This window comes from Burkholderia sp. Z1 (genome assembly GCF_014893795.1).
GTDB lineage: Bacteria > Pseudomonadota > Gammaproteobacteria > Burkholderiales > Burkholderiaceae > Burkholderia > Burkholderia theae.
In genome coordinates this window covers 2,747,752-2,771,418 of record NZ_JACFYL010000001.1, presented here as the reverse complement: position 1 = coordinate 2,771,418, position 23,667 = coordinate 2,747,752, and the positions used below count along the sequence as shown (strand labels likewise).

Sequence of the window (23,667 nt, the reverse complement as noted above, 5' to 3'; positions counted from 1 at the left end):
GCGGCCGCACGCGGCGCGCCCGTTCCAGGGCGGCCGGCGCCGAGGCAGTGCGGGTGCCGGTCCGGATCACGCGGCTCACATAGCAAAACGCCACATGAATCAGCCAAAAATCAAAAGAGATCCTGAAGGTACGCGTCGCCGCATCCTGATGGCGGCAGCCGAAGAGTTCGCGAGTGGCGGGTTGTTCGGTGCGCGCGTCGATCAGATCGCGCGCCGGGCCGAAACCAACGAGCGCATGCTCTATTACTACTTCGGCAGCAAGGAGCAGCTGTTTACGGCCGTGCTCGAACACGCGTTCTCCGCGCTGACCGAGGCCGAGCGCGTGCTCGATCTCGACGGCGTCGCGCCGGTCGAAGCGGTCACGCGGCTCGCGCATTTCGTTTGGGACTACTACCGCGACCATCCGGAACTGCTCAGGCTCATCAACAACGAGAACCTGCACGAAGCGCGCTACCTGCACAAGTCGACGCGGATCCGCGAGATGATGTCGCCGATCGTCGCGAAGCTCGGCAACGTGCTGACGCGCGGCCAGAAGGCCGGGCTGTTTCGCACCGACGTCGATCCGCTGCGCTTCTACGTGACGCTGTCGGGGCTCGGCTACTACATCGTGTCGAACCGCTTCACGCTCGCCGCGACGCTCGGCCGCGACTTCACCGACACCGACGAGCGCGCGGAGATGGTCCGGATGAACACCGAGGTATTGCTCGCGTATCTGCTGCGACGCTGATGCGCTGACTCGCGGCCGCCGGATGCAAAAACGCCGCCGTGCGCAGGCAACGGCGGCGTTTTTTCGTCGGAACGCGACGCGTCAGGCGGCCTTGCGCGCGCGAACGGCTTTGGCGCGCGGGCTGCTGCTTGCGCGTTTCGCGGCCGGTGCGGCCTTGGCGGGAGCGGCGGCCGTGGCCGGTGCCTTCGTGCGCGTGCGCTTCGCCGCGGTGGTGCGCGATTCGGCCGGCGTGACGACGGTCGGCACGGCGGCGAGCGTCGTGGCCGCCGGCGCATCCGGACGATCCTTCGTCGCGCCCTGCTTCGGTTCCGGCGCATGCTCGCGGATGAAGTCGCGCAGCTGCGGATAGATGATCGTGCGCCAGCGGCGGCCCGAGAAGATCCCGTAGTGACCGCACTTCTCGGCGGTCAGGCTGCGGCGCTGGTCTTGCGGGATGCCCGTGCACAGCTCGTGCGCGACGTGCGTCTGGCCGCTGCCCGAGATGTCGTCGAGTTCGCCCTCGATCGTCATCAGCGCGGTCTGCTGGATGTCCTGCGGACGCACGCGTTCGCCTGCGACATCCCACGTGCCCTCGGCCAGCCGGAATTCCTGGAACACGACGCGAATCGTTTCGAGGTAATACTCGGCAGCCATGTCGAGCACCGCGTTGTACTCGTCGTAGAAGCGGCGGTGCGCCTCGGCGTCGTCCTCGTCGCCGCGCAGCAGGCTCTGGTAGAAATCCCAGTGCGATTGCGCGTGCCGTTCCGGGTTCATCGCGACGAAGCCCGTGTGCTGCAGGAAGCCCGGATACACCTGGCGGCCTTCGCCCGGATAGTTCGCGGGCACCGTATGGATCACGTTGTTCTCGAACCACGCGGTCGAGTGCTGCGTCGCGAGCGAGTTCACCGACGTCGGGCTGCGGCGCGCGTCGATCGGGCCGCCCATCATCGTCATCGTGAGCGGCGTTTCCTCGCCGCGGCTCGCCATCAGCGAAATCGCCGCGAGCACCGGCACCGTCGGCTGGCACACCGAGATCACGTGCAGGTTGCGCGCGCCGATGTGGCGGATGAATTCCTGGATGTATGCGATGTAGTCGTGCAGGTGGAACGGGCCGGTCTCGACCGGCACCATCCGCGCGTCGATCCAGTCGGTGATGTAGACCTTGTGATCCTGCAGCAGCGTGCGCACGGTGTCGCGCAGCAGCGTCGAGTGGTGGCCCGACAGCGGCGCGCAGACCAGCACGACCGGCTCGTCCTTCAACTGCGTGACGGCGTCGGCGTCGTCCGAATAGCGCTTGAAACGCAGCAGCCTGCAGAACGGTTTCTCGACGATCGTTTGCTCGACGATCGGGATGTTGTGGCCGTCCTTGACGATCTGATGAATGTTGAATTCGGGCTTCTCGTAATCCTTGCCGAGCCGGTACATCAGTTCGTAGGCGGCAGCCATCCGCGTCGCGCCGGGCATCAGCGAGAACGGGCTGGACGGATTAGCGAACGATTTGGAGGCGGCCTGGGCCCAAGCCGTGAGCGGGCTCAGCATGGCCCGCTGGAATTCATGCAGTTGGTAAAGCATGCAGACTACTCCCGCGTGGGGGACGGTGCGCAAGGGCGGCGTGGGGCGTCGCGGCGTGCCGTGGGGGTCAGCGGCCGGCCATGTTGCACTGCAGCCGGACAATCGCGTCGATCATATCGGACAACGATGGGTGGTGCAATGCAACATTTCCCCGATTTTTCATCAAAATTTTGCGATTTGACGTTCTCTGAAGAAGCCGCTCGCGCCCCCGTTCAGCGCCCCGTGGCCATCGCCGGCGCGGGCTGGCCGGCCGCGCGCGCCATCGCGTCCTCGTGGTGCATCAGGTTCATCGCGGTATGCACGAGCGCCACGTGCGAGAACGCCTGCGGGAAGTTGCCGACGAGCCGCCCGGCGACCGGGTCGTATTCCTCCGCGAGCAGCCCGAGGTCGTTCGACAGCGACAGCAGCCGGCTGAACAGGCGGTGCGCGTCGTCGATCCGGCCGAGCAGCGCGTAATTGTCGACCAGCCAGAAGCTGCATGCGATAAACGTGCCTTCGCCGGGCGGCAGGCCGTCGTCGTAGTCGGTCGTGCGGTAGCGCATCACGAGGCCGTCGTGCAGCAATTCCCGCTCGATCGCGTCGACCGTGCCGACGATGCGCGGGTCTTCCGGCGGCAGGAAGCCGAGCAGCGGCATCAGCAGCACGCTCGCGTCGAGTTCGTCGCTGCCGTAGCTTTGCGCAAACGCCTGCTTGCCCTCATGCCATGCGTTGTCGCATACGTCGGCGTGGATCTGCTCGCGCAGCGTGCGCCAGCGGTCGAGCGAGCCGGGCAGCCGGAACATCTCCGCGGACTTGATCGCGCGGTCGAACGCGACCCACGCCATCACCTTCGAGAACGTGAAATGGCGGCGCCCGCCGCGCGTTTCCCAGATGCCCTCGTCGGGTTCCCGCCAGATCTTCTCGAGATGGTCGAGCAGCGCACACTGCACGGACCAGACCGTGTCGTCGGCCTGCAGTCCGCCCACGCGCGCGAGGTGCAGCGCGGCCATCACCTCGCCGAACACGTCGAGCTGGAGCTGGTTCGCGGCGCCGTTGCCGATGCGTACCGGCTTCGAATCCTGATAGCCGGGCAGCCAGTCGAGCTCCATTTCCGGCAGCCGGCGTTCGCCGGCGATCCCGTACATGATCTGGATCTGCTCGGGCGAACCGGCCATCACGCGGCCGAGCCACGTGCGCCACGCGCGCGCCTCGTCGTAGTGGCCGCCGCGCATCAGCGCGAGCAGCGTGATCGTCGCGTCGCGCAGCCAGCAATAGCGGTAGTCCCAGTTGCGGTTGCCGCCGATCTTCTCGGGCAGCGACGTGGTCGGCGCTGCGACGATCCCGCCGGTCGGCTCGTACGCGAGCGCCTTCAGCGTGATCAGCGACCGGCGCACGGCGGGCGCGTAGCGGCCCTGCACCTGGCAGCGGCCCGACCATTCGAGCCAGTAGTTCTCGGTGCGCGCGAGCATCGACAGCGGATCGCGCGCGGGCGGCAGCCGCAGGTGCGACGCCGCATAGCTGAGCGAGAAGGGCACGCGCTCGTCGGCGCTCACGGTGAATTCCGCGAGCGTATGGAGGTTTTTACCGGCGAGCGGCACCGGCGTGCGCAGCACGACGGTATCGGGGCCGGCAATCGCCTTCATGCCGTCCTCGCGGGTCAGTTGCGTGACCCACGGGACCGAGAAGCCGTAATCGAAACGCAGCACGAGTTCCATGCGCATCTTCATCGTGCCGTGGCGGCCGACGACGATCCGCACGAGTTCGGACCAGCCGTTGCCGGGCGGCATGAAGTCGATCACGGTGACGGCGCCGTCGGCGCTTTCGTAATCGGTTTCGAGAATCAGCGTGTCGCCGCGATAGCGGCGGGTCGTGTGCGTGATCGCGGCGTCGGCGGCCGGCGCGAGCAGCCAGCGGCCGTGCTCGGGCGTGCCGACGAGCGCCGCGAAGCAGGCGCCCGAATCGAAGCGGGGCCAGCACAGCCAGTCGACGGAGCCGTCTTTCGCGATCAGCGCGGCGGTGTGGCCGTCGCCGACGAGGGCGTAGTCTTCGATCAGGGCGGGCATGGGCAGGCGATCCTTGGTTTCGAGTTCACAATGCGGACGGCGGCGGCCGAACTTCACGTGCCGGCACCCCGCCCCGTATACTCGGCCGGGCGGCGGAGCGCAGGTACGGCAGGCGTTTCGTCCTATCTCAACACTTGAAGCGACTCGATGCAAGGAGGATTCAATGCCCAACCGTTTACGCGAGCATGACGCACGCGCTTCGACACGAGGGTTCCCGCTTAGGCTCGCTCACTGGATGAAAGGTTTCGCGATCGTGCTCTCCCTGTCCGCGACCCACGCATTTGCGCAGCAATCGCCCGCCGCGGCCGACGGCGTCTACAACCTGCTCGTCGGCACCTATACGGGCGGCGGCAGCGACGGGATCTATGTTTACCGCTTCGATACGAAAACCGGCAGCGTCGCGCCCGTGTCGTCGGCGAAGACCGTGAATCCGTCGTACCTGTTGCCGAGCCGCGACGGTCGCACTGTCTACGCGGTCAACGAGCTTCCCGGCGACGACGGACCGGCGACGCAGCGCGGCGGCGTCAGCGCATTCCGCTTCGACGCGAAGACGGGCGCGCTGACCTTCATCGACCGCGTGTCGTCGGAAGGGAACGATCCTTGCTATCTCGCGCTGTCGCCGGACGGCAAATACCTCGTGACGGCCAATTACTCGGTCGCGGCGGATCCGGGCGGCAGCTTCGCGGTGTTTCCGCTGCGCGACGACGGCGCGGTCGGCCAGGCCGTGCTGACCGTGCACCATGAAGGCACGGGCCCCGTGAAGGGCCGTCAGGACGGCGCGCACGTGCACTCGACGGTGTTTTCGCCGGATGGCCGTTATCTGTTCGTGCAGGATCTCGGCGCGGACAAGATCTACGGCTACCGCTACACGGTGGACGGCAGCCGCGGCCTGATCGGCCCGACCGACACGCGCTACACGCCGGTGAAGGCCGGCTCGGGCCCGCGTCACATGGTATTCGGCGCCGACGGCCGGTTCGCGTACGTGACGAGCGAGCTCAACGCGTCGGTCGAGGTGTTCGGTTACCACGACGGCAAGCTGACGCCGGTCGAGACCGTGCCGATGACGGCGCCCGGCTTCAAGGGCAAGGTCGGCGGCGGCGCGATTCACCTGTCGCCGGACGGCCGCTTTCTGTACGTGAGCAACCGCGGCGACGCGAACGACCTCGTGATCTACGCGGTGAACAAATCCGATGGCCGGCTGAAGAACGTCGGCCGCCAGTCGAGCCTCGGCAAGACGCCGCGCGAGTTCCTGATCGATCCGACCGGCAAGTGGCTGATCGTCGGCAACCAGGACAGCGACACGTTCTACGTGTTCAGCCGCGATGTCGAAACGGGGCAGCTCGGCGCGAATCCGCAGAAGGTCGCGGTCGGCAAGCCGGTCGACTTCAAGCTGGTGCCGGTGCAGTAAATGAAAAAGGGCGCTGCCGATGCAGCGCCCTTCGTGTTCCGGGGCAGCCGATTGTGCGGGGTGTCCGCGCCGGCCGCCGTGCTCAGTCGGCCGCGGCCGGGACGAGCACCTCGCGGCTGCCGTTGATGCCCATCGCCGATACGAGCCCAGCCGCTTCCATCTGCTCGACGAGACGCGCGGCGCGGTTGTAGCCGATGCGCAACTGCCGCTGCACCGACGAAATCGACGCGCGCCGCGTGCGGACGACGAACGCGACGGCTTCGTCGTACAGCGGATCGGCTTCCGCGTCCGGCGCTTCGCCGAACAGGTCCTGCGTCGCGCCGTCGGCGGCCGGGCCCTCGAGGATCCCTTCCTCGTACTGCGGCTCGCCGAACTGCTTGAGGTACTCGACGATCCGGTGCACTTCCTCGTCGGCGACGAACGCGCCGTGCACGCGCTGCGGATAACCCGTGCCCGGCGGCAGGAACAGCATGTCGCCCATCCCGAGCAGCGATTCGGCACCCATCTGGTCGAGGATCGTGCGCGAGTCGATCTTCGACGACACCTGGAATGCGACGCGCGTCGGGATGTTCGCCTTGATGAGGCCGGTGATCACATCGACGGATGGACGCTGCGTCGCGAGAATCAGGTGGATGCCGGCCGCGCGCGCCTTCTGCGCGAGGCGCGCGATCAGCTCCTCGATCTTCTTGCCGGCGACCATCATCAGGTCGGCCAGCTCGTCGATCACGACCACGATCAGCGGCAGCGTCGACAGCGGTTCCGGATCGTCGGGTGTCAGCGAGAACGGGTTGCCGATCTTCTTTTCCTTCGCTTCCGCGTCGCGGATCTTCTGGTTGAAGCCGGCAAGGTTGCGCACGCCGACGGCCGACATCAGCCGGTAACGCTTCTCCATTTCGCCGACGCACCAGTTCAGCGCGTTCGCCGCGAGCTTCATGTCGGTGACGACCGGCGCGAGCAGGTGCGGGATGCCTTCGTAGACCGACAGTTCCAGCATCTTCGGGTCGATCATGATCAGCCGCACGTCCTCGGGCGTCGCCTTGTACAGCAGCGACAGGATCATCGCGTTGATCGCGACCGACTTGCCCGAGCCCGTCGTGCCCGCGACGAGCATGTGCGGCGCCTTCGCGAGATCGGTGACGACCGGACGGCCCGTGATGTCCTTGCCCATCGCGATCGTCAGTTGCGACGGTGAATGCTGATACTCGCGCGAGGCAAGAATTTCCGACAGGCGGATCATCTGCCGTTTCGCGTTGGGCAATTCGAGGCCCATGCAGGTCTTGCCGGGAATCGTCTCGACGACGCGGACCGACGTGAGGCCGAGGCCGCGCGACAGATCCTTCATCAGGCCGACGATCTGGCTGCCGCGCACGCCGAGCGCGGGTTCGATCTCGAAGCGCGTGATCACGGGGCCAGCCGATGCGCCGACGACCGTCACCGGGACCTTGAATTCCTGCAGCCGCTGTTCGATTACCTGCGCCGTCTGGGCGAGGTGTTCCTCGGTGATCATTTCGACGTCGTCGGACGCGGGCTCGAGCAGGTCGAGCGTCGGCAGTTCGACGTTGAATGCCACCGGCGCGTGGAATTCGAACGCGTTCGGGCGCGGCTGGCGCACCGGGGTGTCGGGGGCGGCTGCGGCTGGCTCGGCCGGTTCGGTTGCGTCGGTGGCGGTTGCGTAGGCTGGCGGGGCAACGGGAATCGCCGGCGTGGGCAGGCCCGCTCCGGGGATGGTTACCGGCGGCTGCGAGGCTGTGATCGGTGCGGCAGCCGGTGTTGCGGAGACATTCGACACGGACCAGCTCGCCGGCGATGCGGCGGGGGCGGGCGGCGTTACGAACGTCGGGGTTGCGATTGCCGCAGGCGCGGAAGCGATCGACGAAGCTTGCGTCGAGGTTGTTGCGCCGATGGGCGTCGGCGATCCGACTGCGGGGACAGGCGAGCTGGTGACCGAGGGAGCGGAAGTCGCCGGGGCCGTGCTCGTTGGGGCAACTGCGCCGGTTGGCGTTGCCGTCACGACGGAAACGGCAGGCGGCACGGGCAGGCTGGTTGCCGGCTGCGGTGCGAATGCGCTGGATGTGCCGGCTGCGTTGAATGCCGTGCCGGTCGACGAGGTTGCCGTGTTGATCGGAAGTGTCGACACCGGCGCGGAAGGTTGTGCCGCGATCGAGCCGGACGTGAAATTCACGGGCGTCGCGGTAGCGGTTGCCTGTGTTGCAGCCGGTGCGGGCTCGTTAGCGGTCGAACCGACTGCCGAAGCCGAAGCGCCGGTCATCGACGGTGCGACGGCGGGTGCAACGGTTGAGGCAGGCGTCGATGCGCGGGCGAACGAACCGTAAGTCAATCCCGTGACACCGGCCGGCGCCGCCGACGCGACGGATGCAACGGTCGATGCCGATGCGGCTGGCTGCGAAAGCGAAGCGGATGCCGTGCCGGTCACGCCGACCGATGAACCCGCAGCGGTGACAGGTGCAATGCTCGATGCGGACGCGGGTACCTGCGCAGTCGAACCATGGGCGGTGCCGACGAGCGGCGACGCAGCTGCGGCCGAAGTCATCGGTGCTGCGGCAAACGGTTGAACTGCCGACGATTTCGGCAATTCCGCGGAGACGGTCGTATTGGTCGCCGCAGGTTGCACCGTCGGCGGAGTCGACGGCGTCCGCGCCCAATCCGTCGCGGGCGTGGCGCCTGGTGCGATCGCGGACAGCGGTGCCGCCGGTTCCGTCGCGACCGGTTTGGCCGCTGGCGCTGCTGCACTCGATGCAGCCAGTGCCGACACTGCCGCAAGCGGCATGGTCTCGGAAATTGCGTGCGCCGACGTTGCGGCGATCGACGAAGAGGGGAGGGCAGCGAACGGCGCGATGCCCCCGGCCGGTTTTACGTCGGTGTGCGCATCGGCGGTGCCCTGCGGCACACGGGCCGATGCGGGGCGATCGATGGCAGGAGCCGGTTGCGCGTCGTACTCGTCGTCGGAATCGACCGACGCAGCCGGGTCGCTTGCGGCGATATCGTGAAGCGCTCCACCGTCCGGTTGCGCGGAGGCGGCATGGGCAGGCTCCGATTCGGTTGCGCGCGTCGTCGACGCGGCGAGTTCGTTCCCGGTCGATACGTCGAATGCGGAAACCGACGTGCTGTCGAGGTCTTCCCACGGAGCGAGGTCGACGGGCGCATCCAGCGACGGCGCGGGCGCGGTCCCGAATGCCTGCGCGGCGGGTGCCTCGCCGACGTGTGGGATCGGGTGGTCGGCGTGATGTGCCGACGAGGCCTCGTCAATGCCGGGGCTCGACAGCGTGCGCGGTGCGGCGTCGTCGAGCGCCGTGGCGCCCCAGTCGGCAATCGACACGTGGATAGCGGGTTCTGCCGGCATGAACGCGTCCAGCACGATCGGCGCGCTGTCGTCATACGCCGGTGCGGCATCGTGTTCGACCGGCGTACCGGCGTCATGGGCCGCGATGTCGTGCGTTGCCGCGGCAAACCCGTTCGACACGGCTGCCGATGCCGGCGCGGCAATGCTGCCCGCAGCCGTCGCCACACCGGCCGCGGTTGCGGCTGCGGCAGCCGCATCGGCCGCCTGCGCACCGCCCAGCGTGGCCCATTGCGCAGTGCTGGCCTCGATCGAACGCAACGTGTCGTGAACGCTCGGCGCCGGCGTGATCGGCGCCGCGGGCTTTTCCGTCCATGCATAGAGCGGCGCACGCGCCGGTGTTTGCGGCGACGGGCGGCGGCGCGCCGTGTCCGGCGGCAGGCCGGTCGCGGCCGTTCCAGTGACCGGGCGCACGGGCGGGCGGGGCGGCGGCGCGCTGGCCGGCCGCGGTGTGACCGTGGCACGCGGTGTAGCCTGCTTCAACGCAGCGGTGGCCGGTCGCGCGGCGGTCGGCCGCGGCCGGACGGGTTCGAAGCCGACGGGAAGCGGGGCCGGATCGGGGCGCGGCACGTGCGTGTTCGCCGCCGCGCGCGCGAGGCTGGCGGTGCTGCCGGTCGTGGGCGGCGGCATCGCGCTGGCCGGGATCGGCGCGGGCGGTGTCGGCACGCGCTGGGTCGCGGTCGGCTTCAGCCAGCCCGACGGCGCGACGGGTTCCGCGAGCGGACGCGCGGGTGTCTTGCTGCGCGGCTTCGGCCGCGCCTGCGGGTCGGGTTTCCACAGCGTCGGGCGCGAATACCGGCCGTTCTGGCGCGGCGCCATCGAGTTGACGGTATGCGCGGTGGTCGGCTGCACGATGTCGTCATCGCGATGCAGCGCGCTGCGCGGCAGGTCGGCGATGCCGCGCGCGTCGTCGTCGCCGCCGTCGCGCGACAGCTTGACGCCGAACGACGTGTCGACCCACGCGGAGAACTGCCGCCAGCCGATGCCGGTCAGCCAGGGCAGCCCGGCCAGGAACAGCACGACCATCGCGACCGGCGTGCCGATCGGGCCGAGCACGTGTGCGAAGCCGGCCGAGAACGCATGGCCGAGCGCATCCGTGTCGGGGCCCGACAGCGGGCTCGTCAGCGTGCAGCTTGCAACGAACACCGCGGCGAAGCCGAGCCACAGGCGGATCGAACCGCGGCCGACGAGCCCGCCGCCGCCGGGCAGCATCGCCTGCACGAGACGCCAGAAGAGAAGGAGGAACCAGACGGCGGAGATGCCGAACCAGCCGAAGACAACCGTGTGCATGCTTTGAAACAGGAGTGGGGAGGGGCGCGCGGGGCGCGACCCGCCGAGTTTAACCGGCCGGCGAACAAGACTCTAACGCGGCATGAATTCGATTCACGCCGCGCGACGCGTGTGCGCGGCACACGCGCGTGGCGCGCAACGCGAAGGCGGTCGGTCGGCCTTCGCGCGCGCCGTGCATCAAGGGCTCCGGTGCGTGAAGGTCAGCGTGGCGCCGGCATCGGTCACGATCTGCAGCTGCTGCGGCTCGCGCATCTGCACGCCGGTCTTTGCGACGTGGGCGAGTGCGTCGAGGTACGCGTGTTCGAGCTGGCCGCCGAGCGTATTCGGGCAGGCCATCCGCGTGCCGGCGAGCGGCCCGAAGCTCAGCAGGCCGTTCTTGATCGCGTAGGTGCCCATGTAGCGGTTGCAGCCCGAGAACCCGCTGGCGTTCCGGATGCCCGATTCGGTCGACAGCGCGAGCTTGATCGGTTCGCCGTTGTCGCCGTGCGGGATCGTGCGTTGCGTGCCGTCGGCGTTCACCCAACTGGTGAGTTCCCAGCTCGTATCGTCGAGCAGCTGGACGGCGGCCGGGTTGTACGGGTCGGGCGCGGGGGCGGCGGAATCGGGATGGGTCGGCATCGCGCAGGCGGCGAGAAGCGTGGCAAGCGTCAACGCGCACAGCGGCGCGCGCAACGGGCGAAGCAGGCCGGTGCGTGCGCGTGCGGCTGCGGACAGGTGGGACATGAGCCTCGTTCCTCATCGGATTCTGATCAAGGCGTAAGAGTAACGCACCCGCGCCACGGCAGGCGAGCCGACACTTCACACGTGAAAACGTTCGCGGCCCACCCGCGAGCCGTTCGAGGCCGGCCATCGACGCGGCCAAACGCGCCAAACCGGCGCCGTGGCGCGTGTTAACATCGATGCCGTTTTCGTCCTCCACCAGAAGCGGGAAATCACATGCAGATCGGTCAGCGGCTCGGTACGCCGCTTTCACCCTCGGCCACGCGCGTCATGCTGCTCGGCGCCGGCGAACTCGGCAAGGAAGTCATCATCGCGTTGCAGCGGCTCGGCGTCGAAGTCGTTGCGGTCGACCGCTATCCGGACGCGCCGGGCCACCAGGTCGCGCATCGCGCGCACGTGATCGACATGACGGACGCCGCCGCGCTACGGGCGCTCGTCGAGACCGAGCGGCCGCACCTGATCGTGCCCGAGATCGAGGCGATCGCGACCGACGCGCTCGCGGCGATCGAGGCGGCCGGCCTCGCAGAAGTGATCCCGACCGCGCGCGCGACGCAGCTCACGATGAATCGCGAAGGGATTCGCCGGCTCGCGGCCGAGGAGCTCGGCCTGCCGACGTCGCCGTATGCGTTCGCGGATTCGTTCGAAGCGTTCAGCGCGGCCGTCGTGAAGATCGGCATGCCGTGCGTCGTGAAGCCCGTGATGTCGTCGTCGGGCAAGGGGCAGTCGGTCGTGAAGACCGAAGCCGACGTGAAGTCTGCATGGGACTACGCGATGGCGGGCGGGCGCGTGAACCACGGCCGCGTGATCGTCGAGGGCTTCATCGATTTCGAATACGAGATCACGCAGCTGACCGTGCGCGCGATCGACCCGGCGACGCTCGGCACGCGCACCTACTTCTGCGAGCCGGTCGGCCACGTGCAGGTCGCGGGCGACTATGTCGAGTCGTGGCAGCCGCAGCCGATGAGCGCGGTGGCGCTCGAGAAGTCGCGCGAGATCGCACACAAGGTCACCGAGGCGCTCGGCGGGCGCGGATTGTTCGGCGTCGAGCTGTTCGTGCGCGGCGACGACGTGTGGTTCTCCGAGGTGAGCCCGCGGCCGCACGATACGGGCCTCGTCACGCTCGCATCACAGCGCCAGTCGGAATTCGAGCTGCACGCGCGCGCGATTCTCGGGCTGCCGGTCGATCCGGCGCTCGGTACGCCGGCCGCGTCGGCCGTGATCTACGGCGGGCTCGACGAGCGCGGGATCGCGTTCGAAGGCGTGCGTGACGCGCTCGCGGTGCCGGGCGCGGACCTGCGCCTGTTCGGCAAACCGGAAAGTTTTGCGAAGCGGCGCATGGGTGTCGCGCTGGCCACCGGCGCGACCGTCGACGAAGCCCGCGAACGCGCGAAGCGCGCCGCCGCGGCCGTCCGGCCCGTGTCGGCCCGTTGACGGAACAAGGAGAGGACGATGGTGCCGATGTGGCTGCGTATCGGAAAACTGGGTGTCGTACTGGCGCTGGCCGCGAGTCTCGCGGGTTGCGGCGTCGCGGCCGCGCCGTGCCGGGTCGCATCGGCCGGGCTCAAGATCGTGCCGCTCGTCGGCCATCTCGCGGCCGCGCCGACCGACGCGTGTGCTGACGTCATCGATCCCTGACAGCGCGACCCGACGCGACACCGACAATAACCGCGCGCCCTGTGAAGGCGCGTTTCCACCCGTCTCGTGAGAGGACCTGCATGATTCGTCAAACCCTCGCCGCGCTCGCGCTTGCCGGCACCGCCGTTTCGGTCGCGCATGCCGCGCAACTGACCGTCGAGGAAATCGACGCCGATTCGCGCCAGATGACCGTCTACCAGTGCGCGAACCAGAAGCAACCCGTGCGCGTGTCGTACTGGCTTGCCGGCAACGGCCAGAGCTTCGCGCTCGTGCCGGTCAACGGGCGGCAGATGCTGTTCGTCGATACCGTGTCGGCGTCGGGCGCGCGCTACCAGGCTGGCCGTTATACGTGGTGGACGAAGGGCAAGGAAGCGACGCTGCGCGACGAGATCGCCGACCAGAACGCGCCGCCGCTGCTCGGCGACTGCGTACAGGTCGAGAAGAAAAAGAAGAAGGGCTGAACGCCGGGCACGATCGCGAATCTTGCACCGACGGTGCTTGCCGGCGGCCGGCTGCCGGATCTGAAGCCCGGCATCCGGGCCGGCAGCGGACGTCCGGGCAAGATTAATTGGCGATCGGACCCCGGATATCACTCCTTGGTCGAACGGGATAGCCTGACCGGGCCGGCCGTCGACCGCGCGGGGCCTTGCCGGCCGCCGCGCGAACCACCGTTGCGGCCGTTCGCGGCGTTGTCACGGACAGATGGCCGCGCAGTGCTACAATACGCCCCTTTCCGCCGGCATTCGCGCCGAACGGAGTCCGCACGGCCTGATGCCCGGTGTTCGAATTGAGCCGGTCCCAAGCGCCAGAGCGGCGCCGCGCGGCGCGCCGCGGCTCCGTCTACTTCCGAATTGTGATGAGCGCAGGCCCGGCTGGCCTGACGCACGATGTCCCCGCCGCGCCTTTTGAGCGAAACGCCACCATGTCCGATTCTGTCGCCAAGCCCGTCGACGCAAACTTCGATCAATTCGGCCTTGCCGCCGATATCCTGAAAGCCATTGCGGAGCAGGGTTATACGACGCCGACGCCGATCCAGGCGCAGGCCATTCCGGTCGTGCTCGCCGGCCGCGACGTCATGGGCGCCGCGCAAACGGGTACCGGCAAGACCGCGAGCTTCTCGCTGCCGATCATTCAGCGCCTGCTGCCGCAGGCCAGCACGAGTGCGTCACCCGCGCGCCACCCGGTGCGCGCGCTGATCCTCACCCCGACCCGCGAACTTGCCGACCAGGTCGCCGCGAACGTGCACGCCTATGCGAAGCACACGCCGCTGCGCAGCGCGGTCGTGTTCGGCGGCGTCGACATGAACCCGCAGATGGCCGAACTGCGCCGCGGCGTCGAGGTCCTGATCGCGACGCCGGGCCGCCTGCTCGACCACGTGCAGCAGAAGACGGCGAATCTGGGCCAGGTGCAGATCCTCGTGCTCGACGAAGCCGACCGGATGCTCGACATGGGCTTCCTGCCCGATCTGCAGCGCATCCTGAACCTGCTGCCGAAGGAGCGCCAGACGCTGCTGTTCTCGGCCACCTTCTCGCCGGAAATCAAGAAGCTCGCGTCGACCTACCTGCGCAACCCGCAGACGATCGAGGTCGCACGCAGCAACTCGACGAACGCGAACGTCACGCAGATCGTCTACGACGTCGCGGAAGGCGACAAGCAGGCGGCCGTCGTGCAGTTGCTGCGCGATCGCGGGCTCAAGCAGGTGATCGTGTTCTGCAACAGCAAGATCGGCGCGAGCCGGCTCGCGCGCAATCTGGAACGCGACGGCGTGGTCGCATCGGCGATCCACGGCGACAAGACGCAGATCGAACGGATGCAGGCGCTCGACGCATTCAAGCGCGGCGAAATCGAGGCGCTCGTCGCGACCGACGTGGCCGCGCGCGGCCTCGACATCGTCGAGCTGCCGGCCGTGATCAACTTCGACCTGCCGTTCAGTGCCGAAGACTACGTGCACCGGATCGGCCGTACGGGCCGCGCGGGTGCGACCGGCGACGCGCTGTCGCTGTGCAGCCCGAACGAGCGCAAGCAGCTCGCCGATATCGAGAAGCTGATCAAGCGTCCGCTCGAAGTGCAGACGCTCGCGCTCGACAAGCCGGCACGCCAGCGTCACGACGACCGCGGCAGCGAGCGCGGTGGTGAGCGCGGCGGCGACCGTAGCGGCGATCGCAACAGCGAGCGCGGTGGCGAACGCGGTGGCCGGCGCGAGCGCGACGAGCATCGCGGTGCGTCGGGGCACCGGTCGGCCGGTTCTTCCGAGCGTGGCAGCCGTCCCCGTCGTCATGAAGCGCCGGTCGACGATTTCTTCCTGAAGCCGTATGAGCCGTCGGCGCAGGCGAAGCAGGCGGACGAAGTGCAACACGCGCACCAGCCCGAGAAGAAGGGGCCGAAGCGCCAGGTTGCCGCGCTGCTCGGCGGGTTCGGGATGCCGCGCAAGCCGTCGGCGTAAGTTCGGCGAGACTGGCGAGGCAGCGCGCGAGCGCTGCCGGAGAAGCGGGTGCATGCGATGAGCATGTGCCCGTTTTTCATTGGGGCCGTGGTTTTGTGAGGGATCGGGAAAGGGCGCGGGGTGCCGGCGAGCGATGCAACCGGTACGCGAGCGGCCATCGATCGCCGCGAAATCGGCTCGGAGCGAGCGTTAGCCGGCCAACGGCCCGAAGCGCCGCGCCCACGCAGCCGTCGCGGCCGCGTAGAACGCATCCAGCGTCGTGCCCGCCAGCGCGCCATCGGGCGCGAGGCCCAGATGCGCGGCCGCGGCCTGCAGCGCCGGCAGCGGATCGTCGCGTTCGAGCGCGGTGGCGCCCGTCTGCTTGCTGAGCTTCTCGCCGTTTGCATCGACGACGACAGGCACGTGCAGATACCGCGGCGTCGGTACGCCGAGGCTGTGTTGCAGATGGATCTGGCGCGCGGTCGAATCGAGCAGGTCGGCGCCGCGCACGATGTGCGTGATGCGCGCGTCGGCATCGTCGACGACGACCGCGAGCTGATAGGCCCATTGCCCGTCCGCGCGCTTCAGCACGAAATCGCCGACGTCGGTCGCGAGGTTCTGCGATTGCGTGTGCTGCCAGCGGTCGTCGAACGTGACGATCGCATCGTCGCCGTCCGGCACGCGCAGCCGCCACGCGCGCGCGGGCTTGCCGTGCAGGCCGGTGCGGCAGGTGCCGGGATACGCGAGTGTCGTGTGGCGCTCGTGCGCGGCGCGCAGCGAATCGGCGATTTCCTTGCGCGTGCAGCCGCACGGATAGACGAGCCCCGCCGCGACCAGCCGCTCGAGCGCGACCGTGTACGCGGCATCGCGCGTGCTTTGCCAGACGGGCGGTTCGTCGGGCGTCATGCCGAAATGCGCGAGCGTCGCGAGGATGTCGTCGGCAGCCCCCGGCACCGTGCGCGGACCGTCGAGGTCCTCGATGCGCACGAGCCATGCGCCGCCGTGCGCGCGTGCATCGAGCCAGCTCGCGAGCGCGCCGACCAGCGAGCCGAAGTGCAGCGGACCGGTGGGCGACGGCGCGAAGCGGCCGCGATAGCCGTTCATCGGAACTCGGCGCGCCGTGCGGTTACGCGGCGCTGGCTGCCTGCGCGCAGGCCGGGCACGACTTGCCGGGCACGTAGCTCGGCGATTGTTGCGCATCCGGCGTGACGACCGCGCGGCACGCGAAGCACGTGACGTTCTCGGTGGGCTGGAGTTGCGGGTTCAGCGCGGTGCGATAGTCGAACACGAAGCAGTCGCCGTGATAGTGCGCGCCGCCAACTTCCTCGAAGTACTTCAGGATCCCGCCTTCGAGCTGATACACGTTGTCGATGCCGATTTCCTTCATGTGGATCGCGGCCTTCTCGCAGCGGATGCCGCCGGTGCAGAACGAGACGACCGTCTTGCCTTCGAGATCGGCGCGGTTCGCGTCGATCACTTCCGGGAATTCGCTGAACTTGTCGATCCGGTAGTCGAGCGCGTCGTCGAACGTGCCGACGTCGACCTCGAACGCGTTGCGCGTGTCGAGCATCACGACCGGGCGGCCCGCGTCGTCGTGGCCGCGGTCGAGCCATGCCTTCAGCGTGCGTGCGTCGACGAACGGCGCGCGGCCGAGTTCCGGCTTGATCGCCGGCTTCTTCATCGTGATGATCTCGCGCTTCAGGCGCACGAGCATGCGGCGGAACGGCTGCGAGTCGGACAGGCTTTCCTTGAACTGCAGCGTCGCGAACTTGCCTTCGAACAGCGGATCGTGGCGGATGTACGCGATGAACGCGTCGGCGGCTTCGCGCGTGCCGGCGATGAACAGGTTGATGCCTTCCGGCGCGAGCAGGATCGTGCCGCGCAGGCCGAGTTCGTTGCAGCGGGCGGTGACGAGCGGGCGCCATTGTTCGGTCGCGTCGAGCGACACGAAGTGGTAGGCGGCGAGGTTGACGATGGTCATGATGGTCCGACGGGAAAACGGCCGCGGCCGTGCGGCGGGCGCACGGCGGCCCGCAAAAAAGGGTGCGAAGCCGGGGCGGAGATTCGAAAAACCGTATTATCCCGCAAACCGCGCGCGCATCGGCATCCGGCCGTTTGGCGGGTGACGCGACGCGTCGTCGCGCGTATCGGCCGAACGGCCGGCGCGGGGATTTTTTGGGCAGCCTGTGCGGCGGGGCGGCTACAATAACGCCCATGTCAGATCCTCGCTTCGTCCATCTCCGCGTTCACTCCGAATTCTCGATTGCCGACGGCATCGTGCGTCTCGACGACATCGTCAAGGCGGCGGCCGCCGACGGCCAGGGCGCGCTCGCGCTCACCGATCTCGGCAACGCATTCGGTCTCGTCCGTTTCTACCAGGAAGCCCGCGGCAAGGGCATCAAGCCGATCGCCGGCTGCGACGTCTGGATCGCCAATCCGGACGATCGCGACAAGCCGTCGCGGCTGCTGCTGCTCGTGAAGGACAAGGTCGGCTACCTGAATCTCTGCGAGCTGCTGTCGAAGGCATGGCTCACGAACCAGTATCGCGGCCGCGCGGAACTCGACGCGAGCTGGCTCGACGGCGAGCTTGCGCAGGGGCTGCTCGCGCTGTCGGGCGCGCAGCAGGGCGATATCGGGCTCGCGCTCGCGGCAGGCAACGACGAAGCCGCGCGCCGTCACGCCGAGCGCTGGGCGAAGGTGTTTCCGGGCGGCTTCTACATCGAGCTGCAGCGTTACGGCCAGCCGGGCGCCGAGGCGTATATCCAGCAGGTCGCGACGCTCGCTGCGTCGCTGCAGCTGCCGGTCGTCGCGACGCACCCGACGCAGTTCATGACCGACGACGATTTCACCGCGCACGAGGCGCGCGTGTGCATCTCGGAAGGCGACATGCTCGCGAACCCGCGTCGCCAGAAGCGTTTCACGACCGACCAGTATTTCCGCACGCAGGACGACATGGCCGCGCTGTTCGCCGACCTGCCGTCCGCGGTCGCGAACACGGTCGAGATCGCGAAGCGCTGCAACCTGAAGCTCGAGCTCGGCAAGCCGAAACTGCCGCTGTTCCCGACGCCGGACGGCATGTCGCTCGACGACTACCTGGTCCAGCTGTCGAAGGAAGGGCTCGAGACGCGGCTCGCGCAGTTGTATCCGGCCGAAGCCGAACGCGACGCGCAGCGCGAGACGTACTACAAGCGCCTCGAATTCGAGTGCGGGACCATCACGAAGATGGGCTTTCCAGGCTACTTCCTGATCGTTGCGGACTTCATCAACTGGGCGAAGAACAACGGCGTGCCGGTCGGCCCGGGCCGCGGCTCGGGCGCCGGTTCGCTGGTCGCGTACGCGCTCGGCATTACCGACCTCGATCCGCTGCGCTACAACCTGCTGTTCGAGCGCTTCCTGAACCCGGAACGCGTGTCGATGCCCGACTTCGACATCGACTTCTGCCAGCACGGCCGCGATCGCGTGATCCAGTACGTGAAGGAGAAATACGGCGCGGACGCCGTGTCGCAGATCGCCACCTTCGGCACGATGGCCGCGAAGGCGGCCGTGCGCGACATCGGCCGCGTGCTCGACCTCGGCTACATGTTCACCGATGGCATCGCGAAGCTGATCCCGTTCAAGCCGGGCAAGCACGTGACGATCGCCGACGCGATGAAGGAAGAGCCGCAGCTGCAGGAGCGCTACGACCACGAGGACGAAGTCCACCAGCTGCTCGATCTCGCGCAGCGCGTCGAAGGGCTCACGCGTAACGTCGGGATGCACGCGGGCGGCGTGCTGATCGCGCCCGGCAAGCTGACCGATTTCTGTCCGCTGTACACGCAGGGCGATGACGGCGGCGTCGTCAGCCAGTACGACAAGGACGACGTCGAAGCCGTCGGCCTCGTGAAGTTCGACTTTCTGGGTCTCACGACGCTGACGATCCTCGACTGGGCCGAGCGCTACATTCGCCGCCTCGATCCGTCGAAGGCCGACTGGTCGCTCGCACAGGTGCCGCTCGACGACGCCGCGTCGTTCCAGATCCTGAAGAAGGCCAACACGGTCGCGGTGTTCCAGCTGGAAAGCCGCGGGATGCAGGGCATGCTGAAGGACGCGCAGCCCGACCGCTTCGAGGACATCATCGCGCTCGTGTCGTTGTACCGTCCGGGCCCGATGGACCTGATCCCGAGCTTCTGCGCACGGAAGCACGGCCGCGAGAAGGTCGACTATCCGGATCCGCGCGTCGAACCCGTCCTGAAAGAGACCTACGGCATCATGGTCTATCAGGAGCAGGTGATGCAGATGGCGCAGATCATCGGCGGCTACTCGCTCGGCGGCGCGGACTTGCTGCGTCGCGCGATGGGCAAGAAGAAGCCCGAGGAGATGGCCAAGCACCGCGAGATCTTCGCCGAGGGTGCGGCGACGAACGGCCTCACGCGCGAGAAGTCCGACGAGATCTTCGACTTGATGGAGAAGTTCGCGGGCTACGGCTTCAACAAGTCGCACGCGGCCGCGTACGCACTGCTCGCGTATCACACCGCGTGGCTGAAGGCGCACCATCCGGCCGAATTCATGGCGGCCAACATGACGCTCGCGATGGACGACACCGACAAGGTGAAGATCCTGTTCGACGACTGCGCCGTGAACAACCTCGCCGTGCTGCCGCCGGACATCAACCAGTCGCATTACCGGTTCGAACCCGTCGCCGAAGCCGACGGCAAGCGCTCGCGCACGATCCGCTACGGCCTCGGCGCCGTGAAGGGCAGCGGCCAGAACGCGATCGAGGAAATCCTGCGTGCCCGCGAGGAAAAGGCCTTCACCGACCTGTTCGACTTCTGCGAGCGGATCGACCGGCGCGTCGTCAATCGCCGCACGGTCGAGGCGCTGATCCGCGCCGGCGCGTTCGATTCGCTGAACCCGAACCGCGCGCAGTTGCTCGCGTCGGTGCCGCTCGCGATGGAAGCGGCCGACCAGGCCGAGGCGAACGCGATGCAGGCCGGCCTGTTCGACATGGGCGCCGAATCGCCGCACGCGCATGCGCTCGTCGACGAGCCCGCGTGGGACGACAAGCGCCGCCTGCAGGAAGAAAAGGGCGCGCTCGGCTTCTACCTGTCCGGCCACCTGTTCGACGCGTATCGCGACGAGGTGCGCCGTTTCGTGCGGCAAAAGGTCGGCGACCTGAAGGAAGGGCGCGACAAGCTGGTCGCGGGCATCATCGCGTCGCTGCGCACGCAGATGACCCAGCGCGGCAAGATGCTGATCGCGCTGCTCGACGACGGCTCGGGCCAGTGCGAGATCACGATCTTCAACGAACAGTTCGAGGCGAACAAGGCGCTGTTCAAGGAAGACGAACTGCTGATCGTGCAGGGGCAGGCGCGTAACGACGCATTCACCGGCGGCATCCGTTTCACGACCGACACGGTGATGGATCTCGAACGCGCGCGCAGCCGTTATGCGCAGGCCGTGCGGCTGACGATGAACGGCAACGCCGACGCGGCCGAGCTGCGCCGCGTGCTCGAGCCGCACGTGTCGAAGGACGATCCGGCGGCCGCGAACGCGGTCGAGGCGCCCGCGCCGCGCGGTGGCGGGCGCGATGGCGGCCGGCGCCCGCAGGCGCCGCTGCCGAACGGGCTCGCGGTCCAGATCCACTACAGCAACGCGCGGGCACAGGGCGAAATGCGTCTCGGCGACGCGTGGCGCGTGAAGCCGAGCGACGTGCTGCTCGCGGAACTGCGCGCGGCGTTCGGCGGCAGCATCGTCGAAATCACGTACTGATCGCGCCCTCACCGAGCGGCTGTCGCGATACGCGGCCCGTCGCATCGCCATCGTGCGGTGCGGCGGGCCGTTTTCACGTCTGCGGGTAATCGGGTCTTGGGGCTGCCGTCCGGACGCTATACAATCCGGCGCTAGCCGCACGGTCGCGGCGCCGGCCGCGGTTCATCCGGCGGGCGGCGCCGGTATTGCGCGCATAAACGGGGGCGGATCGGTGCAGCGCGCGGCAGCCTGCACCAAGCCGTCCCGGAACCGGATGCCGTGGAACGGCCCGTCGCGACGATAAAAGACTGACAGTCACCACATGACCATGGCCAATGGGAACCCGACGCAGCGGATCCTCGTGATCCGGATTGATTTTCTGGGCGACATGCTGTGCACGACGGCGTTCCTCGGCGCGCTGAAGGAGCGTTGGCCCGGCGCGGAACTGCATGTGGTCGCGAACCGCTACAACGCGGCCGCGCTGGCCGGAAACCCGGACGTGCACAAGATCCACACCTACGTGTACAGCCGCCAGTGCGAACGCAACGACCGTCCCGGGCGGATGCGCGCGCTCGTCGACCGGCTGCGGCTCGTCCGTCGCTTGCGTCGCCTGCGGTTCGACCTCGTGGTCGTGCCGAACGGCGGCATGCATCGCAGCAGCATGCAGTTCGCGCGCCAGCTCGGCGCGAAGGATTGCCGCTGGCACGATGCCGAAACCGAATTCGACGATCGCAAGCCCGAGCACGTCGCGCAGCGGCCCATGTGTCATGAAGCGCTGTCGGGTTTCCGGCTCGTGCCCGAACTCGGCCGCGCCGATCTCGACCGCCTGGAACTGTCGGTTCATCCCGATCGCACGCTGCAGGATGCGTGGTATCGCCTGCTCGGCGAGCGCACGAAGCCACGCGTCGGGCTGTTCGTGTCGAACAAGGCGGTCGAGCGCCGCTGGCCTGCGGACCGCTGGCGCGACCTCGGCGAGCGGCTTGCGCCGTTCGCCGACGTGATCGTGTTCCGCGACCCGGCCGTTCGCGATGCCGCCGAGGACGATGCGTGGCGCGATGTGAGCGCGCGGCATGTCGCGCCGTCGTCGGTCGCCGAACTGGTGGCCGCGGCGAGCCTGCTCGACACGATCGTGTCGGCCGACAGCGCACCCGTGCATCTCGCGTCGGCACTCGGCGTACCCGTCGCCGCCCTGTTCGAAGACCGTCCCGAGAAATACCTGCGCTGGCATCCGCTTGGCGTGCCGCACGTGATCCTGCGAGCCGGCACGACCGTCGACGCGATCGATGTCGACGCGGTCGAGCGCGCAGTGCGTCATCTGCTGACGCAGGCCGGCCATCGCGACGAGCCGGTGGCCGACACGGGTCGTACGCGTTCCGCGGCGGCTGCGGCGCCCGCGATCATGACGATCGCTTCGTAGCGCCGGAAGAGCCCTGCGCACAGCCACAGCGCCGGCGCGCGGGCACGTGCCGCACGGCGTGCCGCCGGCGGGGCCTCATCAGGGCAACGGCACGACCGGTTCGCCATGCCGCGCCGGCTGCGGCAAAATCCTGTACATTGCCAGCCTTGTTCAGCCAGCCAGACCGATCGCCGTGGCCCTGTTTTCCTCTGCCCGCCCGCCCAGAACCATCCTCGTTGCCGCGCCGCGCCGTATCGGCGACGTGCTGCTGACGACGCCGCTCGTGCGCTCGCTGAAGGCCCGCTGGCCGGATGCGCAGATCGACATGCTGGTGTTTCGCGGCACCGAGGGCGTGCTCGAGCACAATCCGGACGTGCGGCGCGTGATCGTCGTCGCGCAGCGCGCGGGAATCCGCGAGCGGCTGCGCGATGCGCTGTCGATGTGGCGTCGTTACGATCTCGCATGCGCGGCACTGAGCTCCGACCGGCCGCGTTTCTATAGCTGGTTCGCGGGCCGCAAGCGGGTCGGCCTCGTCGATCCCGACCGCGTCACGTGGCTGACGCGGATGATGCTGAACGGGATCGCGATCAATCACCACGAATCCGCGCATACGGTCGTCAGTACGCTCGCACTCGCGCCCGTGATCGGCATCGAACCGGTGTCCGAGGTCGTCGCGCCCGGCATCGGCGACGATCCCGCGCGGCGCGCGCGCTTCGACGCGTGGCTCGCGGAGTCGCCGGCGATCCGCGACGGCAAGCCGCTGGTCGTCCTGCATCCGTATCCGATGTTCCGTTACAAGCAATGGCGGCTCGACGGGTGGGTCGAGATGATCGGCTGGCTGCGCGAGCACGGCTTCGCGGTCGCGCTGTCTGGCGGCCCGGCCGACGGCGAGCGTGCGTATGCGGAGCAGGTCGCGGCCGAAGCGGGCGGCGACGTGCTGAACCTGGTCGGCCGCCTCACGTTCGGCGAAAGCGCGGAGCTCGTGCGGCGCGCGCGGCTCTTCATCGGGCCCGACACCGGCGCGACGCACGTCGCGGCCGCGACCGGTACCGACACGATCGCGCTGTTCGGCCCGTCCGACCCCGTGCGCTGGGGGCCGTGGCCGCAGCACTGGCCCGCGACCGAGAATCCGTGGCCGCTGCGCGGCTCGGGGCGGCACGGGAACGTGTGGCTGCTGCAGGGGGAGGGCGATTGCGTGCCGTGCCGGCACGAGGGCTGCGAGCGCAAGGTCGACAGCCACAGCGACTGCCTCGACCATCTCGGCGCGCAGCGCGTGAAAGCCGCGGCGGCCGAGATGCTCGGGCTGACTCCGCCGGGCACGGCCGAAACCGTCGTCGACACGTCGCGACTGCATCGCGCCGGATCCGACTGACGGCCGACACCACTGACCA

15 protein-coding genes are annotated in these 23,667 nt (G+C 68.5%); 9 read left to right on the top strand and 6 right to left on the bottom strand.

The window, feature by feature from the left end:
* Positions 1-94 precede the first annotated feature (94 nt).
* The gene (locus H3H55_RS12800) at positions 95-727 is read left to right on the top strand and encodes a TetR family transcriptional regulator (protein ID WP_129512661.1); all 633 of its coding nucleotides are present in this window, start codon (positions 95-97) and stop codon (positions 725-727) included.
* Positions 728-808: 81 nt separating this feature from the next.
* Here H3H55_RS12800 and H3H55_RS12795 read toward each other — a convergent pair whose 3' ends face one another.
* Together H3H55_RS12795 and H3H55_RS12790 are read right to left on the bottom strand one after the other, a co-directional pair.
* Positions 809-2,278, bottom strand: a complete 1,470-nt coding sequence (locus H3H55_RS12795) for a polyhydroxyalkanoate depolymerase (RefSeq protein ID WP_193098799.1) — start codon at positions 2,276-2,278, stop codon at positions 809-811.
* A gap of 212 nt (positions 2,279-2,490) precedes the next feature.
* Entirely contained in the window at positions 2,491-4,320 is a 1,830-nt protein-coding gene (locus H3H55_RS12790; RefSeq protein ID WP_193098798.1) for a glycoside hydrolase family 15 protein, read from the bottom strand.
* A 163-nt stretch (positions 4,321-4,483) separates the two neighbouring features.
* Between H3H55_RS12790 and H3H55_RS12785 the strand changes: the two genes are divergently transcribed.
* Entirely contained in the window at positions 4,484-5,728 is a 1,245-nt protein-coding gene (locus tag H3H55_RS12785) for a lactonase family protein (RefSeq protein ID WP_193098797.1), read from the top strand.
* An 82-nt stretch (positions 5,729-5,810) separates the two neighbouring features.
* On the opposite strand, the gene H3H55_RS37670 is transcribed toward H3H55_RS12785, so the two are convergent.
* Both H3H55_RS37670 and H3H55_RS12775 read right to left on the bottom strand, forming a co-directional pair.
* Positions 5,811-10,376: a DNA translocase FtsK gene (locus H3H55_RS37670; protein WP_193098796.1), complete on the bottom strand. Its 4,566-nt coding sequence runs from the start codon at positions 10,374-10,376 to the stop codon at positions 5,811-5,813.
* A 177-nt stretch (positions 10,377-10,553) separates the two neighbouring features.
* A complete protein-coding gene (locus H3H55_RS12775) occupies positions 10,554-11,099 on the bottom strand; it encodes an META domain-containing protein (RefSeq protein WP_129512655.1) in 546 nt (181 codons plus the stop codon).
* A gap of 213 nt (positions 11,100-11,312) precedes the next feature.
* Here H3H55_RS12775 and purT point away from each other — a divergent pair, with 213 nt between their 5' ends.
* The 4 genes from purT (at position 11,313) to H3H55_RS12755 (ending at position 15,174) form a co-directional block, all read left to right on the top strand.
* Positions 11,313-12,527, top strand: a complete 1,215-nt coding sequence (gene purT, locus H3H55_RS12770) for a formate-dependent phosphoribosylglycinamide formyltransferase (RefSeq protein ID WP_193098795.1) — start codon at positions 11,313-11,315, stop codon at positions 12,525-12,527.
* A gap of 18 nt (positions 12,528-12,545) precedes the next feature.
* A complete protein-coding gene (locus tag H3H55_RS12765; RefSeq protein WP_193098794.1) occupies positions 12,546-12,731 on the top strand; it encodes a DUF6726 family protein in 186 nt (61 codons plus the stop codon).
* An 80-nt stretch (positions 12,732-12,811) separates the two neighbouring features.
* A complete protein-coding gene (locus H3H55_RS12760; RefSeq protein WP_129512653.1) occupies positions 12,812-13,192 on the top strand; it encodes an MliC family protein in 381 nt (126 codons plus the stop codon).
* A gap of 395 nt (positions 13,193-13,587) precedes the next feature.
* Positions 13,588-15,174, top strand: coding sequence for a DEAD/DEAH box helicase (locus tag H3H55_RS12755; protein ID WP_193098793.1), 1,587 nt, complete (start codon positions 13,588-13,590; stop codon positions 15,172-15,174).
* A 189-nt stretch (positions 15,175-15,363) separates the two neighbouring features.
* On the opposite strand, the gene gluQRS is transcribed toward H3H55_RS12755, so the two are convergent.
* Both gluQRS and H3H55_RS12745 read right to left on the bottom strand, forming a co-directional pair.
* Positions 15,364-16,257, bottom strand: a complete 894-nt coding sequence (gluQRS, locus tag H3H55_RS12750) for a tRNA glutamyl-Q(34) synthetase GluQRS (protein ID WP_193098792.1) — start codon at positions 16,255-16,257, stop codon at positions 15,364-15,366.
* Between the two features lie 22 nt (positions 16,258-16,279).
* Positions 16,280-17,134, bottom strand: a complete 855-nt coding sequence (locus H3H55_RS12745; protein ID WP_193098791.1) for a sulfurtransferase — start codon at positions 17,132-17,134, stop codon at positions 16,280-16,282.
* 233 nt (positions 17,135-17,367) lie between these two features.
* Between H3H55_RS12745 and dnaE the strand changes: the two genes are divergently transcribed.
* The 3 genes from dnaE to H3H55_RS12730 all read left to right on the top strand — a co-directional run bounded on the left by dnaE (position 17,368) and on the right by H3H55_RS12730 (position 23,648).
* The gene (dnaE, locus tag H3H55_RS12740; protein WP_193098790.1) at positions 17,368-20,901 is read left to right on the top strand and encodes a DNA polymerase III subunit alpha; all 3,534 of its coding nucleotides are present in this window, start codon (positions 17,368-17,370) and stop codon (positions 20,899-20,901) included.
* Between the two features lie 307 nt (positions 20,902-21,208).
* Complete coding sequence (locus tag H3H55_RS12735) at positions 21,209-22,297, top strand: glycosyltransferase family 9 protein (RefSeq protein ID WP_193099489.1); 1,089 nt, start codon at positions 21,209-21,211, stop codon at positions 22,295-22,297.
* A gap of 172 nt (positions 22,298-22,469) precedes the next feature.
* On the top strand, positions 22,470-23,648 hold the full coding sequence (locus tag H3H55_RS12730) for a glycosyltransferase family 9 protein (protein ID WP_193098789.1): 1,179 nt from the start codon (positions 22,470-22,472) through the stop codon (positions 23,646-23,648).
* Positions 23,649-23,667: the final 19 nt, after the last annotated feature.

What these genes read in the sequence shown, in the direction of transcription:
- H3H55_RS12800 (WP_129512661.1), top strand. Translation starts at nt 95, where the DNA reads ATGAATCAGCCAAAAATCAAAAGAGATCCTGAAGGTACGCGTCGCCGC.
- H3H55_RS12795 (WP_193098799.1), bottom strand. Translation starts at nt 2,278, where the DNA reads ATGCTTTACCAACTGCATGAATTCCAGCGGGCCATGCTGAGCCCGCTC.
- H3H55_RS12790 (WP_193098798.1), bottom strand. Translation starts at nt 4,320, where the DNA reads ATGCCCGCCCTGATCGAAGACTACGCCCTCGTCGGCGACGGCCACACC.
- H3H55_RS12785 (WP_193098797.1), top strand. Translation starts at nt 4,484, where the DNA reads ATGCCCAACCGTTTACGCGAGCATGACGCACGCGCTTCGACACGAGGG.
- H3H55_RS37670 (WP_193098796.1), bottom strand. Translation starts at nt 10,376, where the DNA reads ATGCACACGGTTGTCTTCGGCTGGTTCGGCATCTCCGCCGTCTGGTTC.
- H3H55_RS12775 (WP_129512655.1), bottom strand. Translation starts at nt 11,099, where the DNA reads ATGTCCCACCTGTCCGCAGCCGCACGCGCACGCACCGGCCTGCTTCGC.
- purT (WP_193098795.1), top strand. Translation starts at nt 11,313, where the DNA reads ATGCAGATCGGTCAGCGGCTCGGTACGCCGCTTTCACCCTCGGCCACG.
- H3H55_RS12765 (WP_193098794.1), top strand. Translation starts at nt 12,546, where the DNA reads ATGGTGCCGATGTGGCTGCGTATCGGAAAACTGGGTGTCGTACTGGCG.
- H3H55_RS12760 (WP_129512653.1), top strand. Translation starts at nt 12,812, where the DNA reads ATGATTCGTCAAACCCTCGCCGCGCTCGCGCTTGCCGGCACCGCCGTT.
- H3H55_RS12755 (WP_193098793.1), top strand. Translation starts at nt 13,588, where the DNA reads ATGAGCGCAGGCCCGGCTGGCCTGACGCACGATGTCCCCGCCGCGCCT.
- gluQRS (WP_193098792.1), bottom strand. Translation starts at nt 16,257, where the DNA reads ATGAACGGCTATCGCGGCCGCTTCGCGCCGTCGCCCACCGGTCCGCTG.
- H3H55_RS12745 (WP_193098791.1), bottom strand. Translation starts at nt 17,134, where the DNA reads ATGACCATCGTCAACCTCGCCGCCTACCACTTCGTGTCGCTCGACGCG.
- dnaE (WP_193098790.1), top strand. Translation starts at nt 17,368, where the DNA reads ATGTCAGATCCTCGCTTCGTCCATCTCCGCGTTCACTCCGAATTCTCG.
- H3H55_RS12735 (WP_193099489.1), top strand. Translation starts at nt 21,209, where the DNA reads ATGGCCAATGGGAACCCGACGCAGCGGATCCTCGTGATCCGGATTGAT.